Below are 17,705 nucleotides of genomic sequence, written 5' to 3'. Positions count from 1 at the left end.
AACACGCGCCGTGCAGGATCAGGCGAGCAGCCAATCATTTATATGGAATTCATAGATCTTGCCGTCGTTCTCGGTCGGATGGGAGTCATTGTCCACGCCGCGATCAGTGATGTACAGGCTCATACTATGGCTTGGATCGTCGCTGCTTGGCGCCAGCGCCATTCCCGACGGTTTGTGGGCATGGGCCGCGGAGATATCGAGCGTGCCCAATAACTGCCCGGTAGGCGTTACCATTGCCACCGAGTTTTTCGACGTAATGATATAAAGGAGGTCGTGGACTGGATCGTACGCAATACTTTCGTCGCCAGGGGTCCCCAGCGCACGCGCAGAAAAACTCGTGACCACGTCGTCGCCGCCCGTGCTCGCGACACCATCGAATTTGCCATTCGGACCCGCAGCGATGGTGTAAATCGTCTGGGTTGTGCCGTCGGCGACATATAGGACCCCACGTTTTGTATCATAGGCAATCCCCTCCGGGTCTGTGCTGCCGAATGCGGCCGTCTTGAATGAGGTCACAAGGTCGTCCGACGTGTTGTAAAGTCCGTCCCGTCCGGGGTTGAGTTCGTACACGCTCTTGGTGCCAGTGTCGTCCGTGAAGAAGAGATGGTGGTTGGTGGGATTGTAGGCGATCCCCGACGGCTCATCGGAAAAATTGATCGTCGTGAGCGTGCCCGCCAGGGTGCCGCTCAGATTCATTTGGTAGAGATTCTTGCCGGTAAAGATGGACATTTCGTCAACTTCACTATCGGCAACCAGCAGCGTGTCGAGATGAGAAATATAGACGAGATCCGTGGGATCGGGGCTCGGTGGCGACCACAGCGACGTCAGGATGGTATGCGCCAAGGTCACTGATGTCGGCAGCTGATTAGCACCGGTGATGCTGACGGCGAAGGCGTGGGTATCGGTACTGCCGTCGGCCGAGGAGGCCGTGACGGTGAGGTTGACCGACGGCTCTAACTGGGCGTTAAGCGTGCCGGTGCTCGAGCGTGTGATGATACCGGTGCTGGCATTGATGGCGAAGCGCGTGTCGTTGATGCTGTAGGCGACCGTCGAGCCGGCATCGGGATCCGTGGCCGAGGCGGTGATCCCGACCGCCGTGCCGGCGGCGGCGTTCTGGGCAATCTGGTTGGCGGCGGTGTCGGTATCCGGCGGGGTGTTGAAGGCGACCGGCTCAGCGCTGTTGAGGACGGCGAGGGTGAAGGCCTGGTTGGCGGTGGTGCCGTCGGAAGACTTTGCCGTCACTGTCAGATTGATCGACGGCTGGGTCTCGAAGTCGAGCGTGCCGTTGGCAGAGCGCGTGATGACGCCGCTGCTGGCATTGATGGCGAAGCGCGAGTCATTGATGCTGTAGGTGACGGTCGAGCCGGCATCGGGATCCGTGGCCGAGGCGGTGATCCCGGTGGGTGCACCAGTCGCGGCAAGCTCGGCGATCTGGTTGGCGGCGGCGCTGGCGTCAGCCGGGCTGTTGAAGGCCACCGGACTTCCGGATCCTGGCAGCAGATATTCTATGTGCAGCAGCGGAGCGCTGGTCGGCGAGTATTCGTAGGAATCGGCTGTGCGCGTGCCAGTGCCGGTGACCAAAAATGCCATGTCGTTGAGCGCAGCCCAGCCCGAGCGATTGATGATCTCCTGCACGATCGCCGACAGGTCCGGCGAGCGCTCGGTCAGCCCTTGCTCGCCTACCGTGTTCCACGGGTCCGGCGTCCAGGCTGCGGACGCGTCCGTCGTCGCGCGTGAGGACACGTCGAAGCTGACGCTTGTGAAGGCGCTCGCGTCGTCGGTATCTTCGCCCTTGATCAGCAGCGAGGTCACGCCGGTCTTCACCTCATTGGCCTGGAACTGGATATAGGCGCCGGTGATGATGGCGCCTTGCGGGATGTCGATCGCGGTGAAGCGGATGCCTACCGTTTGTCGGGTGCTGCTGTCATAGCCCAGCTCCAGGTCGTTTATGTTGGTCGAGATCGAACCCGAACCCTTCTCCTCGACATCGTCGCCGGCGGTCGCCACTCTTGTTTCGAAGATCGGGTCGATTGCATTCGAGGCGGCGGCGAGGAGACTGCTGGAGGCAGCCGCGGCGCCCGTCGAGACCGTGCCGAGGTCAGCAACTGCCTCAGGGGTGGTGGCGGCATAGGTGACTTGGCTGTCGGCATGGCCCGTTGTCGCGTCCTGCCACAAATCGAGAAAGCTGCTGTCCAGATGAATGCCAACTCCGGCTGCCGCCTCGGCCAGTCCGCTGAGGTTCAATCTGCCATCGCTCCCCGATGTCAGAGTGATCCCATCCGCGGAAATGAGATCGAGGCTGTTCGCGGCGCGATCCAATCCGTGACTGTGAATCCCCTTGCCGGTTTCCGCAGCAGGTTCGTCGCTCAGATCGGAGATATCGCCAGTCTTCTCGTTGCCGCTCACGCTTCCGATTGGCAGCGTCAAATTGTCGATGTTCAGCCAGTCGCCTTTGATGCCGGAGTCAATGCCGGAGTCCGTCAGCAAGAGTTTCGTGTCAGTCCAGGGAAGCCCAGCCAGTTTTGCCATGTCGAATCTCCTCTCCATATTTCTCGACTAAAATCGCAATCTCGACGTGTCCGACCAGGGGCGGTTCCGACCCCAGATCGAGCATGGCGGTGGGTAACGTTGACATGAAAGCCGTCGCCCGCAATGCATGGCCGGGCGGTCAAGCGCTGAAGTCTATTTTGATCAGTCAGTTGCCTTCCTCATCCTGGGCCAGGCGGGCGCCACGGCGGCAAGCAGACGCAGCAGTGATAGCCCGTCCCGCCCAAGGAACAGTGACGGCAGGATCCAGCACAGTAGCAAGCCCCCGGCAGATGCCAGCAATGCCGTATCGATGAGCAGGGGAAGAGCAGATAGATGGAACTCGTGCAGCCATTCCACGAGTGCCCAGACGCCCGTTCCGACAACGCCCGCGAGCGCAAGCCCAGGCAGGTGCGCCATGAAGAAGTCGCCCCAGGTCATCCCGGTCACGCGGAGGCTCAACTGTGCCATGAGGAAGAAGTTGATCCCGAATGCCGCGCCGACGCCGAATGCCACGCCTTCTATTCCCCAGAATTGCCCCATCAAGGACCCAACCAAGACGCCGATGGTGAAAACGGCCTGGCGCCAGGCGCGTGCGTAGACCGTCCCCGTTGCGCGCGAGACGGAATCGCTCAGCTTGTAGCTCGTGCGGAACAACATGCTGAACGCCAGGATCTGGAGTGGGGCGACAACCCCCTCCCATCCCCGCCCGAGAGTGACCTTAACCAACTCCGGCGCGACGATCGCCACGACCATACTAGCCGGTAGGACGATCAGGGCGCATCCTGCGACCGCGCTGCGATAGGCGCGAGCAAGCCGCGCGGGCTGCTCCTGGACCAGCGCCATGGTCGGGAAAAGCACCCGATCGAGAACCTGACCGACAATGACGGCAGGCGTCGTCATCAGCTGTGACGACAGGCCGTACAGGCCAAGCGCATCTGCGCCAAGCCAGCGCCCCACGACGAGCCTGTCTGCCTGGGTGGCGAGGTAGTTGCATACCCGGGCTATGGTGAAACCGCTTCCGAAATACAGCAGTTCGAAGATGGCGCTTCGTTCCAGCAAGGGCCGCATCGGATGCGGCTGGCCAGCGAGCAGCACGACCATGCGGATGAATTGCTGGATCAGAAGTGCGCCGACAAGGGCCCAGATACCGAAGCCGAGCCAAGCCAGTACCGGACCGGCAACGACGTAGCCCGTGGCGAAGGCACAGGCATCGACGAGCGCCAGCCAGCGGAATCGCAGCGCGCGCTGGGCCGCGGCCAATGCCACCATGGAAGCGCCTTGGAAAAGGAACACGAAGCAGATGGCACGAACGACCGGAGCCAGATCGGCAAGTCGAAGCAGGCCGGCAATTGCCGGTGCCATCGCCCAGACCAACGCGGACACAACGAGGCCGAGGAGGCATGACAAGGTGAATCCAGCCCGGAGATGTCGCTCTTCCAGCACAGGTCGCTGGACGATCGCGGGGGTAATGCCAAGTCCCTGGAAGATCGCCGAAAACTTGATGACGATCAGCGCTGCGGAGTAAAGGCCGAACTCATTGGGCGAGAGCAGCCGGGCCAGGATGAGAAGTGAGGCAAGCTCGGCGACGGCGAGGGCGCCCATGGACAAGGCCGTCCACAACATGCCCACGACACTCTGTTTTGCCAGCCCTCGCCTGTCGTTGCTCACGCCTGTCTCCACTCTTTGGCCGATCCAAACAGGCGGCCATTGCGTCCATCCCGGATCCGCCGAGGGACACGATTACATTGGGTGACGCCCGGCGACGCGCCCGCGCCTGAATGAAACGACCGCATTGGTCACGAAGGGGCTTCGGCTGCGGTGCCGCCCGCCAGCGCGCAGTGCGCCTTGCCTATTGAAGAAGCGAGGGAATTTCGTAGCGGTAGAATTCCATCTCATCCCGGACCTCCGGTATGATCGCCGTCAGGTCCTTCCTTTCGAGGCGGAGCCACTTCTGCTGTCGGCCTGGGTCGATCATCTCCTTGGCCATGCGGACGATATCGTCGGTACAGCTCAGCCCGCAATGTTCATAGATGCGGCGCAAGACCAGTTCGGGATCCTGTATCAAATCCTCATAACGAAACGACAGAACGCGGCCGTTGCCAAGCTTGGCGAGATCTTCTCGAGCCTTTCGATTGCCGCGCGCCCACTGACGCGCGATCACCGTCAACTTTTCATTATCCTTCAAATCCCGATCTATTCCGTTGTAACGCGGGCCATAGATCGATGTATATTTCCTTCCGAGCACCCTTTTTGTGATCACCTGTTTTATAATATCTCTTGCATAATAATGAATTTGTGTGACAGGAGTGATTTTCAGCAGGCGTATTATACCTTTTAAGGACTTTGCTCTCTGCCACTTAAGCTCCATTGAGCTTATGTATGAAAATGGATTTCTCGTAATGTAGAGAAATATGGCCTCCGGAAAAATCTCGTGGACAAACGGCACGCGCAAGACATTGGCAGGCGTATTTTCCATGATCTGTCGGTCGCCGTGCCGCGACTGATATTCGAGGAACCTGCCGCGAATGTAACGAGCGACCCTTTCGGTAGCATCGGTTTCGACGAATTCGTCATGACGCCGCGCCGGATCGGCATATAGCCACAATGTTTTCGGCTCGTACCAGGTAACGATGTCAGGATGCAGCCCGATCAATTTTTGTGCAATTGTGGTTCCCGACCGATAGTTGCCGATCAGAAAAATGGGACGTTTCAGCTCTGTTGCTGCCATGACAAGTCTCCGTCGCTGAAGGTTAGCCAAGATAGCGCCGATCCTCACGACAAGCGCCGCCGCTCGGCTATTGGTCTCTGAACGCACGCATCATCTGGTCCGTCAAAGGCTTCATCAGGTACGACAGCACCTTGCGGTCACCAGTCCGTATGAATGCTTCCACCGGCATGCCGGGAATGATCGAGACGGGTCCAAGCTTCTTCGAATCCTTCGGATCGGGCGTGATGCGGACTGCGTAGTAGACTTCATTGGTATGCTGATCGCGCGTTACGTCGGCCGCGATCATGGACACCGTGCCCTCCATTTCGGGTGTAGTGCGGACGTTGAAGGCGGTGAAGCGAAGAAGTGCGCGTTGGCCGACCGAGATCTGATCGATGTCTTGCGGAGCGGCCTTCACCTCGACCGTGAGAGTGTCGGTGTCGGGAACGATCAACATGATCGGCTCCCCCGCATTGATCACGCCGCCGACTGTATGAACTGAGGATTGATGGACGACGCCGCTGGAGGGAGCGCGAATGTCGATGCGTGACAGCTGGTCCTCGGCGCTTACTTTTCGTTCCTCGAATTCGGCGATCTTGGCATCGACATCGCGCAGTTCGCTGCCAGTCTCGCTGGAGAACTCCTTGTCCAGCTGCAGGATCTGGAGCTCGACTTCGGCGATGGCACCCTTTGCCTGCGCCATGTTTGACACAAGCTGTGACCTTTCACCCTCGATGCGTGTTGCCTCGCGTTCATATTCGGTCAGCTTCGACTTGAGTGTGAGCTTCTTTTCGACAAGGCTGCGGATGTCGACGAGTTCGCTGTTGATCAGCTCGATCTCCTTGCTCTTTGCCGATTCCTGAGCCAAATCGCCTTCGATCTGCTTTCCGAGTTGCTCGATGCGTTCGCGCAAGCGCGCCTTGTTGCCGAAAACCTCGGTTCGACGAAGCTCGAAGAGCCGTTGTTCGCTGGCCACCGTGTTGGCAATCTCCGGGTCGCTCATTCGCGTGGCAAGTATCGGAGCAAGTGTCATCCGCCCGCTGCCGTCACGCTCGGCCTCGAGCCGGGACTTTCGCGCATAGAGCTCATCCAGATTCTTTGTCACGTAAGCCAGGGTGGCACGCGGGATGGTGTCGCTAAGCTGGACCAAGACATCCCCGGCTCGGACACGGTCGCCATCGCTCACGAAGATCTTGCCGACCACGCCGCCCGTCGGGTGTTGCACTTTCTTTTCGCTGTTCTCGACGACCACCCAGCCATGCGAAATAATTGCTCCCGAAATGTCCACTGTCCCGGCCCAGACTCCCATTCCGCCGAGGAGCAGTGCGACGACAGTCATTCCACCGAGCAGATTGCGGCGAATGGATCGCCGGTTGGAAAGCGATCGGTTCAAGACAGGAGCCGTCATTGCCCGTTTCCCCTGTGCCGCAAGTCGTCAATTCGGCAGTTGAGGAGAGGTTGAAACCGGCCGCAGGCCCTCGGTATTGACCTGCATCGGAAACAGCTTGGACAGGACGGACTGCTTCGTTCCAAACATGTGCATCTGCCCTTCTTTCATCATCAGCACGAAATCCACGGTGGTGAGAATGTTCGGGCGGTGCGCGACGATCACCACGATGCCACGACGTGCCTTGATTGCGAGGATCGCCTCGGCGAGCGCCCGTTCGCCTTCCATGTCGAGATTGGAGTTGGGCTCGTCGAGGACGACGAGGAACGGATTTCGATAGAGTGCGCGTGCCAAAGCAACGCGCTGGCGCTGCCCTGCTGACAACGCGGTTCCGCCCTCTCCGATCTGCGTCTCGTAGCCATTGGGAAAGCTGATGATCAGTTGATGGACACCCGCCGCGCGGGCGGCGGCGACGATGGCCTTCGGGTCCGATCCAGGATCGAAGCGGGCGATGTTGGCGGCAACCGTTCCCGCGAACAGTTCGACGTCCTGCGGAAGGTAACCTATATGGCGGCCAAGACGCTCCGACGACCACTGATCGAGCGCGGCGCCATCAAGCTTGACACGCCCCGCCAGCGGTCGCCATGCGCCGACCAGCCCACGAGCCAGGCTGGATTTGCCAGAACCGCTTGGTCCGATGATGCCAAGCACCGAGCCGGCGTCCAGGCTGAATTCCACACCTCGCACGATGATCCGTTGCGCGCCCGGTGCACCGATCGTCATGCGTTCCACCGTCAAGTTCGAACCGGGAACCGGAAGTGCCATCGGCTGGGCGTCTTGCGGCAATCGGGCGAGCACCTGGCTCAGCCTGCTCCAGCTCTGGCGTGCGGCCACGAAGGTACGCCAATGGGCGATGGCAAGATCGACAGGCGCAAGCGCTCGGCCCGCAAGGATGGAGCCGGCGATGATGATCCCGGACGTAGCCTCGCCCTGGATCACCAGCCAGGCCCCTATACCAAGCATTGCCGACTGGAGCATCAGCCGCAAGGCGCGGGCGAAGCTGCCGAAGCCGCCTACGATATCGCTGACATGCTGCTGTTGCATGAGGTATTCGCGGCTCGCCTCCCGCCAATGGTCGTGCAGGCGGTTGCCCATTCCCATCGCCGCGAGGACCTCCGCGTTGCGGCGACTGGCCTCGGCAAAGCCGTTGCGCATCACACCCGTCGAAACCGCGGCGCCCATTGGTTTGCGCGTAAAGACCTCGGTCGCTGCCGTCAGCGCCACCAGCACGATTGCACCGCAAATCGCCGTAATCCCGAGCGTCGGATGAAGGCTCCATATGATTGCCAGGTAAAAGGGCATCCACGGAAAGTCGAAAAGCGTGCTAGGCCCCGGGCTCGACAGAAATATGCGGACGTTGTCGAGATCGCGCTGCGGCTGCAGCCCATCGCCCTGATGGCCGATGTACAAGGGCAGCCTGGACACGGCTGTAAATACGCGCCCCCCGACCGCTTCGTCCAGTTCAACACCGATCCGGGTCATAATGCGGCCGCGCACGAGATCGACGACCGCCTGCCCGACAAACAGAACGCCGGCCAATATCGCCATGGCTATCAGAGTCGGAACGCTGCGGCTTGGCAGTACGCGATCGTAGACCTGCAACATGAACATCGCACCGGTCAGCATGAGGATGTTGCTCACGCCGCTAAAAACCGCGACGCCCGCGAATGCTGCCTTGCAGGAACGCAACGCATAGGCCAGTTCCGAACCGGGCGCCGGCTGGATATTCCCTGGCGAGGGCTGGGCGCCGGCGTTCGCGAGCGCGCTTGGCAAACCGCCCCTTCGCCTTGCCTTGCGGGCGACTGCCATGAGCAGCAAGCCCAGGGCCGCGATCGCCAGCCCAACCAGAAGAGCGTCTGGACCGGGCAGCAAGACATCGGAAAGATGGCCCCAGTCCCGCACGAGATCCGTCCACGGTCGCGGCAGCCAGTTCCTGCCGAGATCAACGAGGCGCGGCAGGAATGCAGCTCCCGCAAGCGCAAGAGCGAGGAGGAGCAGGATTGCTCCTGGAATGCGCGATCGGATGATGGAGCGGTGGCGCGGAGCATTGCGCACCGTCGTCTTGCGGCGCGCCGTTGCACGCAGGAGATTGAGCCGCCTCTGCTCCATTTTGGCATGGGAATTCGTCCGGCGGAAGCGGTTTGCCACGACTGTCAGTGCTGCCCCAAGGATCATGTCAAACCCATGAGGTGCCAAGGCCGGACTATGTCGGTCCGTTCAAGGCACAACGAACCCAGGAGCGTTGCGAAGCGACGATCGCGGCCCTGAAGCAAAGCGTTGCTCGAGGAAGTGGGCATGTTCGTGCTATTGGCCGACAATGCTTGGCTGGAGGGCCGGGCCCTGCGCATTTGGGGTACCCATTGTTCCGGAAGTGTCCGGTGCGTAGAACCCTTTGTTGGCTACAATCGAAACCTCGATGACATCGCCAGCGAGGACTTCCGTATTTTCATCGGCGATGATGTCGTGGGCGACTTTCTGGTCGCGCCTGAAAATCGAAATCTTCACAGAGCCTTGCAAGTCGTCGAACGTCCTCTGTTCGCCATAGGTAAAGATAAAGAGAAGCTTGTCGGCAACGTACCTTATTTGACTTTGAATCTTTCCCAGCTCGACCTGCGTGTCCTGGGCTTGCGAGATCAGATCCATTTCATAACTCTGCTTCTTTTTCCTCAGCTCACTCTCCGAGGTCAGCATCGCCTGCTGCGCCTGCTCCTGCTGCAATTCGGTCTGCGCAAGTTCGGCGCGATAGCTGGTATGTGCTCGTTCCGCCGTCATGACATTCGAATTGGTTACCAGACCTTTTTCCCGCAGTGACCGGGCGGATTGCAGTTCCTCGAGTTGAATGTTCGCGGTCTTTTCCCGTTCCGTTCGCGCTGCAGCGACCATATCTGCTTCCTTCCTGGCCCGATCCAACGAGACCTCAAGGAATGAAATGTCGTCCCGATATGCGGCAAGGCGGGCGTCCAACTGCGCCTGTTCGGACGCTACGATGTCGACTATCAAGTGTCCGCCAAACTCGACTGGCGGATCCGGCGGAGCGACGAAGGATTTGTCCTGCCGGCTTTCCGCCTGGAGCCGGGCGAGCCGTACCTTCAGACGATATTCTTCGATCGCAAGACCTGCGCGCGCGCTGCGCAGATCAGCTATTTGCAAGGCCGGCTCCATGTTTCCGACGGCGGTAGCCCGGAAGCCACCGGCTATGGCCAGCGCATGGCGAACCGTTATTCCAGGTTGAAATGGATATGATCCGGGATGAGCCACCGTTCCGGAAATAAAGAATGGTCGGTATTGACCGATCTCCACCTTCACGAAAGGCTCGAGAATGAGCTTCTGCTGTTGTAATGCACGCTGAATGGCCTGCGAAAGGGCAACAGTGGTGAGGCCGCGCGCCTGAATATCGCCCAGCATGGGAAGTGATATCGAGCCCCGATCATCGACCACGACGTCCAGCGGATAGGATTGTTCGCCAATCACGGATATCCGCAGGATGTCACCGGTGTCGAACGTATATCCGTCCGCACGGGATGCGTCGGCAGTGAGCAGAACAAAGGCAATGGCGAGGCCACCAATCATTGCGAGCATGCGGTCGGCCGCAAGTTCAAATCCGGGAAGTTCAAATCCGGGAAAATGCCGTCGGCCCCAATCCTTCACTCGCAGAGGCTTGGAAGGAAATTGCTGGTCAGCACGCAAACGCATCGTCGTACTCCGTTGTCTTGTCTGCCGTCAGGACCAATCGACTTTCGTCGGCCGGAGCGTGACAGCAGGGTGTTCGTTGGGTTCGAGCAGTAAGCCTTGGGAATCCACGCTCCGTCGAAGGAGCAAAAGGATCAAAATCCGTGCAGTCCTACGGTTTGCTTGGTGAGGCCAGCGCGAATTTGCGCCTCGTTCGGTCGTGCGGCTGGAAGGGCTGACTCAAGAGCGGATTGATAAATCAACTCGACGCTATCGCACATGGCATCCAGCCCCCAGGACGAAAGGTCGGTGAGTTTCGCACTCTCAGCCAGTCGAGCGCGATACTGCTCGTTCTCAAGGAGATCGGCGACCGCTGCAGCTGCGGCACCCACATCTTCCGCCGGCGTCACGATTCCGTTTACGCCATGCTTCACGACCTCTTCCACTCCCGGCAGATGCGAAACCACACTTGCTCGACCGCCCGCCAGATACTGCATCATGACGCGAGGCAGCCCTTCTCGCATCGACGTCAGCACACACACGTCCGCCAGACTGATCAGTCGCTCAGGCTCGCTATGGTAGCCGATCATGCGAACGTTGTTTGCGAAAGGGGATCGTTGAATCGCCGATTCAACGGTGGATCGCGCTGGCCCTTCACCGGCCAGCAGCAGTCGCACGTTCGGAATTCGATCGACGATCTGCCCAAATGCTTCAATGAACTCTACGTGGCGTTTTCGCGGTTCCAGTGCGGCCAGCATCAGCACCACCGGCGGCTTGGGCTCTCCGAAAGCCGTCCCCAGGAGGAGATGCGATTGTTGCGGCCATTGCGCGTTCGTGAAGCGTGTCAGATCGAAGCCGGAGTGGACGACGTGGTGCTGAGCGGCGCTACCCAAATGATTGGCGATGCAAATGTCGCGCATGGCCTGGCTGACATCGATGAAAGCCTGTGTGACCTTCGCGGCCAGGCGTTCGGCAGCCAGGTACATCAGGCTCTGCGCTTTGCCCACATGCACAAACGGTAAAATGTGCACGCCATGTATGATGCAAGGGATATTGGCTTCTCTCGCGGCAAGGCGGCCGACGATGCCAGCTTTGCTTTGATGTGTGTGCACGATGTCAGGCCGCCAATCGCGCATAAGGCGCGTGAGTTGCCCAAATGCCGAAATGTCGCGCGGCGGTGAAATCGAGTTGATGAGTTTTTCCAGAGTCATGACCCGAACGGCTTCGGCAACGGACGCCCGCAAAATCGGGTCGTACTCCTCGCCGTGAACCAAAAGCACTTCATGGCCGTGCCGCGCCTGAGCGAGACAGCAGGCCAATGTGTTCTCTTCCGAACCTCCCCGAAGCAGTCGGGTGAGCACATGGACGATCTTCATTTGCTTGCACCTCTGGGCATCCGGGGTTGGTACATCCCGGAAGATCGAGCGCATCGAGCGGCAGCGTTTGACAACTCTTTCGGCGGCCTTCCCGAGCATGGTCGGGATGGGCTGTCGCCGGCGCCTTCGTGGCAGGGCTGGCCGTTTGCGTTGGCTATGGTGGTGAATGTCGGCGGTTGAGCCGCCAGCTCTGTCTCTACAGGGACAGCTCTGTCTCTACAGTGACAGCCAGATATGCCTGAACAGTTCCTGACCGACCGCCTCTATGCCTGCGCTCGCGTCAATGGTTAGGATGTTCTTGTCCTTGGATCGCAGCTCCGCCATCAGCGATAGCCGGGCATCGAACGCTTCTTTCCTGATTTCACCGGGCTTTCGCTGCTCGGAGACCGCAAAATCTGAGACGAGGTGCAAGGTAAGGTGTGGCCGGCATTCTGCCATCCTCTGATAGAGTCTTTGCTCGAGCCGGGCGAGTGCCGACAAGCCTGGGATGGAGAACAGGTGCGGTGGAATCGTTGGCCCGTCCAGATACCCTCTGCAGATCGCCTGCGGCCACCTGTCACAAATGACGATCAGGCCGCGCGTCGCCCATCGATGTGCACGTTTCACGACAGCGTATCGCTCGAACGCGATCAAAACCGCCCACAATGCCAGCGCGGCAGCGACAAATCCTCCCTTCGACCAATTTCGACTGAGGGAATTGTCGTTATTGTGCTGAACCAAGGACTTAAGGCGGCGTCTATGGGGTAAAACCAGCGTCTGCAACGCCTTGCGAAGCCACCATCCATTGCCGTCTCCGGTTCCGACATAGGCTTGCGCACACCCGAACTTCCATCGAAATATCTGTGTCAGCCGCTCAGCCTGAGTGCTCTTCCCCATGCCATCGGGACCTATGAGCGCGACTACAAAGCCACCAGCCGCAGGCCGTCTCTTTGGTGGAAATCTGCCGGGCATCAAGTGCTGAAGAGATCTCAAGGCGAGATACGTGGTCTTGCGGGCCAGATGGATGGATGCATCGGCGATTTCGTAACGACCCGTGAAACCGCATACTTCTCGGATTGCGCGCCGCAACCTGGCAAGATCTCCGCGGTGGACGACCAAGCCGTCGGCGTTTTGCACAAACCTGCAGCTCACCGCTTTCCCGCCGGCAAACATGTATTCCACGACATCCACGCTTTGCTCGCTTGACGGAAATGGCAGGCGTGCAAATTGGTCCCTCCAAGCATCACCGACGGTGATCCATTGTCTCCAAGGCAATGCCCAGGCCCGAAAGGCGAAGCGGGCAATTGCTATTCGAATCTCGTCTTCGGGAGAGACGACCGGAATCGATACGCCGTCCACACAAATCGGCTCCCATCGTGTAATCGTCGCATAGTCGAATGCCGGATATCGCTTGCGGAACTCCCAGCCGACGCGGAGCCCGATATGCATGTCGAGATGGAGATAGCGACCTTGCGAAAAGTCAGGCAGGAACCAGTCCTCGCGGCCGGCGCAGACATTGTCGTAGCAAGACAGGCTGACGCCTCGACAGCCGTGCAGCTTGCTCACGATCGAGCAGAAGGCCGCGTAGTCGTGTTTGTCCAGGAGGACGTCCAGATCGTCCCGGCCCGCAAGCCCGTCTTGCAGGGATGCGAGATCCTGGATTATCCCGTACCTCAGGCCACTTTCGTTGAATGCTCGAAACATTTCGCTGGCGATCGGCAGGGCCGGTAACGCTTCAAGGGGGGCATTTCGGTCAGTTTGAGAGAGACCTGCATCTGCTTTGGTCCGCGACAGGCCCGCCCCAATCAACTTGGCTGGCGCCGGAACATTCAACCCCTCCGTCAACGCTTCGGCCGCCATGCTTGCCTTCGGCTCTGGAGTCCAGCGACGATGACGATACTGTTGTGGCCGCAGGCCATCCCAAGGCTCTCCAGGGGCCGCGGGACGTTGGCTTCCGGGGTTGGATCTGCGTGAAGGTTGCAAGGGGAATCCCCTAGTTGATCGCGTCGAGGGTTATTCGCTCATCGTCGCCTCAAAAGGCCTCGACCTGGCGGAGCTATATCCACGCCGATTGCTTCGTTGGGACGCAGCACCAATGTTCTCACTGTCGACCCGCAGGCTCGGATGTCACCTTGCAAGCTGCCGCAGAGAGGGTGAATTGGGTGCCAACTCATTTCCTCATTGCTGGGTGGTTCCAGCATCTTGCGAGCGAACAGTTGTATTAACTGACAGCTAACGCATAGACTTCAAGAAACTACCGAGATTTTATCCCGGTCGATGGTAATCGGAATTGATCGGTTCATGATATCAAGAAGAATTCTGACAGCTCCGGCGCTACCGACATGATCAAGAATGCCAAGCTGGTCCGAGAACGGCCCATCTAATATCCTAATTCTTTGACCTGGCATCAATAGAATGTCCGGATGCAAAATTCCGTCATCATCGGTTGCTGATATCAAAGACTCAACTACACCGTAAGGAGCCGGTATCGGCATTCCTTTGCTCATGACAATTTTCCGCACACCGACGGTTGAGTTGATCGGGTACCAACTCTGCTGCTGAACAAGCGAGACGAACAGATAGCAGTCGAAATACGCACTGGAAACGGTTCTGACTATGCGAGCGTGCCGGACAGTTCGCCTGCGCTTGGGCAGATAGGTTCGGAAGTTTTGCGATAGCAGGTGTCGCTCCGCCAAGCCCTCGGAATGCAGGTGCGTCTGGACCACGCACCAGCGCGCAGGTTCCCCGTCGGGGGCTTTCTGTACCGGCTCTGGGAACCGATGATATAAGTCAGCGTGCTGCATGGCGGAATATCTGCTCTCTCTAGTTTAGATAGTAACTGTCCAAGACACTACTTTCGAGTGAAGTGTAACGGCCATATCTCGGTAGCTTTGGCTCATCCACCATCGTCAGGGCGATGCCGGCAATCTTGGAGCGGCCGCCAAGATGCCGAATTCCTTCGGCGACGGCCTCGCGCGAGGTCTCACGCCATCTCACCACAAAGAGAACTTTGTCGACATACCTCGCCAGGATCGAGGCATCGGCAGCAGGTCCAACAGGCGGTGCGTCAATGATCACCGTGTCGAATTTTCCGCGAAGCTCATCGAGGACCGAGCGCATTCGCACCGAAGCAAGAAGGGCAGGCGGGTTCCGGGTCCTTGCGCCGGCAGGGAGCAGGGAAATCCCCGAACGTTCGTCCAGATGAATTGCGTTTGCGGCCTTCACTGGCAAAGTCAGAAGGTCAACCAGCCCGATCCTGTCGGCCATGCCGAAGAAGGCCGTGGCAGCCGAAAGCCGCAAGTCCGCATCGATGACCAAGACCCGTTCGCCATCGGCAGCGGCGGAGCAGGCCAGGCTCAACACCAGGGTTGTCTTTCCTTCGCCGGGCATCGCAGATGTCACCAGCATGACGCGCGGCAAACGTGCCTGTTCGGGTGTCCCGTCGATGCCCAGGCGGAGTCGACGCACGGCTTCGCTATATCTGGAGAGGGGTCTGCGTTCGAGATAGGCCACAGGCTGGGCAAGCGACTGGGCGTCCCTCGACCAGCCCGACATCCTTGGCATGGACGCGAGAACCGGAACCGCCAGCTCGTCCTCGATCTGCTTCTTTGCCATGAAGCCCGAGGCGAAAAGCTCACGAAGTACGGCGCCTGCGCCTCCGACGAAGAGGCCTAGGACGAGTCCCAAGGCCGCAAAAAGAGGCCTGTTCGGGAAGCTTGGCGAACCCGGAACACCTGCGTCGGTTATCACGCGTACGCCGCTGTTGAGGAGAGTGGACTTCTCCTCGGTGAGCTTGGCGCGTGAAAGGAATGTCTCAAAGAGCTCCTTGTTCGCGGCCGCAATCCTCTCCAGATCGCGCAGCTGGACGCCAACCTGACCTTCGACCTCGGATCGGTTGGATACCGAATCCAAGGCCCGCTTCAGTGAAGCCTCCCGGGCTTCTGCCGCGTCGACTTCATTCTTTAGGTTGCCGATGAGACGCTGGACTTCAGCGGCAATCTGCCCCTCGATGTCGCGGCGCTCGGCTTGGGCGGTCATGACGTCCGGATGCCGTTCGCCATATTTCAACTTAAGGTCGGCTTCCCGCCGTGTCACGCCAGAGAGCTGAGCCCGAAGCGCGCTGATCACCACAGACTGCAATACATCCGGTATCGACTGGATGTCGCCTCCGCTAGCCAACAATTTGTCAACTTGAGAAAATTGGGCCCGCTTCTCGGACAATTCGGCGCTTGCGTTAATCAAGGCGATATTCAACTCGGACAGCTGCTGATCAGTCAGACTGCCTGCTGGAGTCGCCAATAAATTGTGATCGATCCGAAACTTCTGGACAGTTTGTTCCGAGCGGCTCAGCTCCTCGCGCAAAGATGCGGCCCGCTCAGTGAGCCATGTGGATGCTTTTCTGGCTCCTTCGTAACGCGACCTTACTCGATCAGCGAGGTAGGTCTGGGAAATTGCGTTGGCCAGGGATGCCGCTTTTTCCGGATCGTAAGCGGTCACTGAAATCTCAATAACGTCCGCCATTCCGACGCGTGAGACTCCCAGTGAACCCTTCAGCCATTCCAGTGCCCCCAACCCGATCCTTGGGTCTTCTGTGAGCTTTTCACTGTCGACGACCTTTTGAAGCAGCGAGGTGGATCTCAGAACTGCGATCTGACTTTCAATAAATGTTGAATTGTCGGCAAAATCAGAATTCGAATAATCTTGCGGAATCATATAGTCGATCGGGGCATCGAGTAAGACTTGTGCAGACCCCGTGTAGGATGGAGGAAGGACGTAGGCGGCGACCACAAATATGCCGAAGGTCAGTGCTGCAATGCAGCATACAAGCTTCCACCGGCGAAGAAAGAAATCAAGGATCTCTCTCACGTCAAGCGGAAGTAACTCTCGGGTCATGATAGGATTGTCAGTTGGACTTGCCATTTCCGAATCCTTGCAAACACCAGCGCAAACAGCAGCACAAATTCCGCCCCTCCAGCATTGGCTGGATGTGCTTCACTTCAAAATAATTCGGGCAGTTGCCTGTTAAGCGCTCACACCGCATGAGATGTAGGGATTCGTGCCCCCTTACGACATGTCCAGATCGCTCTCTTCCGCCTACCGACCGACGGCATCGCCCGTCAGCCGGAAACATAACAGCTTCGCGGACATCCCCGCCATTACCATTATTGAGTAGTAAATCGGCTAAAGGTCGATCTGGTCTACCCGGCAGGCCTTCCAGACCTTAGGAAGTCGCCGGACCATACATCTCTCTCCCGCGCTGCGGCGTACAGGGCGCGCGGGAGCGTCTGCATCCCTGACGACAAGAAAGCGGCCGGCCTCGTCTAGTCTGAGCTCGTCTAGTCTGAGGTTGATATGGAAACTTACAGCGAAATTGTTCCGGGCCTCTTAGATTGGATTGCCAACAGACCGGCAGCCATTCTGATTCTGTCCGCTACTTGGCCGTTGATGCTTCTTCTGGAGAAAGGCAGGTTGCTGGGCTATGGGGCCCTTGCCGTTTCTATTGGGGCCGGCACCTTAATTGTGTTCGGCATCGAAAGCTCTGTAGGAGCGGTCATTGTCGTACTTGCCTACGCTTTGCTGGTTTCAGTTGCACTGCTTTCCACCCGGAAGCGTCTTAGCCAAATCGAGGATCGCCTTGCATTGGTCATTTCGGCACTCGATGACCTCGAAGTTGCCGAAGAAAGACGGCAGACTTACAACGCCAAGCGTCCCTCGATCTCGCGGCTTCACCTGCGCCGAAAACCGGCAACCAGCCCTATGGATCGTCCCGAAAGTGAGACGCAGGTGATCCCTGGCCCGCCATGGCAAGAGCTACAACGGCCCGATCCGCCCATTGAGCCCGCGGTTCCGGCTTCAACTCGACCAGCAGGACCCGACTTGCTTTCGGAAAAGCGTCTAACCGGGCTGTTCTCAAGTTGAACAGCCGCCGCTTGGCGACGGTTTCAACCAGTGAGGTGTCGCAGCGGTGATGGTCCGCCGGGCGCAGCCCAAAGGACAA

11 protein-coding genes are annotated in these 17,705 nt (G+C 59.0%); 1 reads left to right on the top strand and 10 read right to left on the bottom strand.

Annotated elements, in window-relative coordinates; all coding sequences use genetic code 11:
- Positions 1-18 precede the first annotated feature (18 nt).
- From X744_RS167990 to X744_RS168025, 10 genes are all read right to left on the bottom strand, one after another.
- Complete coding sequence (locus tag X744_RS167990) at positions 19-2,529, bottom strand: hypothetical protein (RefSeq protein ID WP_023756887.1); 2,511 nt, start codon at positions 2,527-2,529, stop codon at positions 19-21.
- 162 nt (positions 2,530-2,691) lie between these two features.
- Positions 2,692-4,197: a lipopolysaccharide biosynthesis protein gene (locus tag X744_RS167995; RefSeq protein ID WP_031259496.1), complete on the bottom strand. Its 1,506-nt coding sequence runs from the start codon at positions 4,195-4,197 to the stop codon at positions 2,692-2,694.
- A gap of 181 nt (positions 4,198-4,378) precedes the next feature.
- Complete coding sequence (locus tag X744_RS168000) at positions 4,379-5,257, bottom strand: sulfotransferase (protein ID WP_023756885.1); 879 nt, start codon at positions 5,255-5,257, stop codon at positions 4,379-4,381.
- A gap of 67 nt (positions 5,258-5,324) precedes the next feature.
- Positions 5,325-6,644, bottom strand: coding sequence for an HlyD family type I secretion periplasmic adaptor subunit (locus tag X744_RS168005; protein ID WP_023756884.1), 1,320 nt, complete (start codon positions 6,642-6,644; stop codon positions 5,325-5,327).
- A 27-nt stretch (positions 6,645-6,671) separates the two neighbouring features.
- Positions 6,672-8,585: a type I secretion system permease/ATPase gene (locus tag X744_RS168010; protein ID WP_245266372.1), complete on the bottom strand. Its 1,914-nt coding sequence runs from the start codon at positions 8,583-8,585 to the stop codon at positions 6,672-6,674.
- A gap of 402 nt (positions 8,586-8,987) precedes the next feature.
- Positions 8,988-10,376, bottom strand: a complete 1,389-nt coding sequence (locus tag X744_RS168015) for a polysaccharide biosynthesis/export family protein (RefSeq protein WP_245266371.1) — start codon at positions 10,374-10,376, stop codon at positions 8,988-8,990.
- A 131-nt stretch (positions 10,377-10,507) separates the two neighbouring features.
- Positions 10,508-11,728, bottom strand: a complete 1,221-nt coding sequence (locus X744_RS01000000169100) for a glycosyltransferase (RefSeq protein WP_084025089.1) — start codon at positions 11,726-11,728, stop codon at positions 10,508-10,510.
- Between the two features lie 216 nt (positions 11,729-11,944).
- Complete coding sequence (locus X744_RS168020) at positions 11,945-13,567, bottom strand: hypothetical protein (protein ID WP_023756880.1); 1,623 nt, start codon at positions 13,565-13,567, stop codon at positions 11,945-11,947.
- Between the two features lie 386 nt (positions 13,568-13,953).
- Positions 13,954-14,511 (bottom strand): transcription termination/antitermination NusG family protein, encoded by a 558-nt coding sequence (locus X744_RS1000000175870; protein ID WP_031259488.1) that lies wholly within the window; start codon positions 14,509-14,511, stop codon positions 13,954-13,956.
- A 19-nt stretch (positions 14,512-14,530) separates the two neighbouring features.
- Entirely contained in the window at positions 14,531-16,627 is a 2,097-nt protein-coding gene (locus tag X744_RS168025) for a polysaccharide biosynthesis tyrosine autokinase (protein ID WP_031259487.1), read from the bottom strand.
- Positions 16,628-17,059: 432 nt separating this feature from the next.
- Between X744_RS168025 and X744_RS168030 the strand changes: the two genes are divergently transcribed.
- Positions 17,060-17,626, top strand: a complete 567-nt coding sequence (locus X744_RS168030; protein WP_023756877.1) for a hypothetical protein — start codon at positions 17,060-17,062, stop codon at positions 17,624-17,626.
- The last annotated feature ends 79 nt before the right edge of the window (positions 17,627-17,705 follow it).

The sequence above is a fragment of the Mesorhizobium sp. LNHC252B00 genome, from assembly GCF_000502955.1.
GTDB lineage: Bacteria > Pseudomonadota > Alphaproteobacteria > Rhizobiales > Rhizobiaceae > Mesorhizobium.
This window is presented reverse-complemented; position numbering and strand designations above follow the sequence as displayed.